The sequence below is a fragment of the Phocaeicola sp. RTP21198st1_B8_RTP21198_201120 genome (genome assembly GCF_040929485.1).
GTDB classification, from domain to species: Bacteria; Bacteroidota; Bacteroidia; order Bacteroidales; family Bacteroidaceae; genus Phocaeicola; species Phocaeicola dorei.
This window is the reverse complement of sequence record NZ_JBCOCI010000555.1, coordinates 1-1,040: the sequence shown is the minus strand read 5'-3', so window position 1 is coordinate 1,040 and position 1,040 is coordinate 1. Positions and strand designations below refer to the sequence as shown.

The 1,040-nt window shown below is 42.6% G+C and carries 1 protein-coding gene and 1 pseudogene; both read right to left on the bottom strand.

Going from position 1 to position 1,040, the window contains the following annotated elements:
• The coding region (locus tag AB5935_RS28045) for a DUF4962 domain-containing protein (RefSeq protein ID WP_368328107.1) at nucleotides 1-694 on the bottom strand (694 nt) is incomplete at its 3' end.
• A 125-nt stretch (nucleotides 695-819) separates the two neighbouring features.
• Nucleotides 820-1,040 (bottom strand): annotated as a pseudogene (locus AB5935_RS28040) (hypothetical protein); the annotation flags it as partial.

Sequence of the window (1,040 nt, the reverse complement as noted above, 5' to 3'; positions counted from 1 at the left end):
TTTGGGTTAGATGATAGGTCTGATAAAGATAAGTGGCATGTTGCCGGAGCTCTTCTGCACGACTATATAAATCAGTCATTCCGGTGTATTCGGCTTTCAATGCCTGAGAAGCACGACTTTGTAGTTCTGCATATTCAGGGTGTGAAGTGACACGGTTACGAGCCTCTCCGATACGGTCGTCTAAAAAACAGTAAATACGAGGATGCAGACGGGGAACATTTGCTAAGAATGTCTGAAAAGGAGGTGTTACAAATTCCGGTGTATCATTCTTTACTTCGAAACGATAAATAGCACTCCATTCACCGGGCGCAGTTCCATTAAGGTTGGTGGAACGAAAGCGCCAATACCATGTACCGACCTCCAAACGACGATGAAGATTATACATACACCATTCCTGCGGTTCGGAAAGTAGCGTTTCGGAACTGCTGAAATCTTCAGTGCGCGAAAGGGAAAATTGCAGTCTTTCGCCCGTCTTCATGGCTTGAGGAACAATTAGAGGAGCAGGATTCAGATACAATTCATTATCTGCTTTGGGATAAGGTTGTGTCCGTATCTTATCCTGATAGGCATCGGGAATTCTGGCAGGCGTCTCTGGCTGCGTACTGTCCGGTTCGGGCAGCGAGTCAGATGTACAGCTACAGAATAACTGTACCATGAACAAAAGAAAAACCGATAGGCGAAATGTGGTGTGCATATTATTTTCTTTTCTAGGTATAAGATTAGAGGGCTATTTTCAAAAGTTTCAATGTAAGAAGAAGGTAAAGCGGGATGGGGGATCCCACTTTCCTTGAATTTCTATTGAGTAAGGTCGAATAGTGACTATTTAAAAATCGTAATCATTGGACGGCAAAGAGCTTTCTGCGAACTACCAGTAACTTTCAGACTACTTGCTTTTGCATCCAGCACCTGCTTAGTTGTTTTATCCACATTAATGATTACACCAGAAACATCTTTACTTCCATTAACCGTACAAGAGGCATAATATACGGATTCAATAGGATCCCGGTCAAACATTACACCATTTTCAAATACAAATTCCG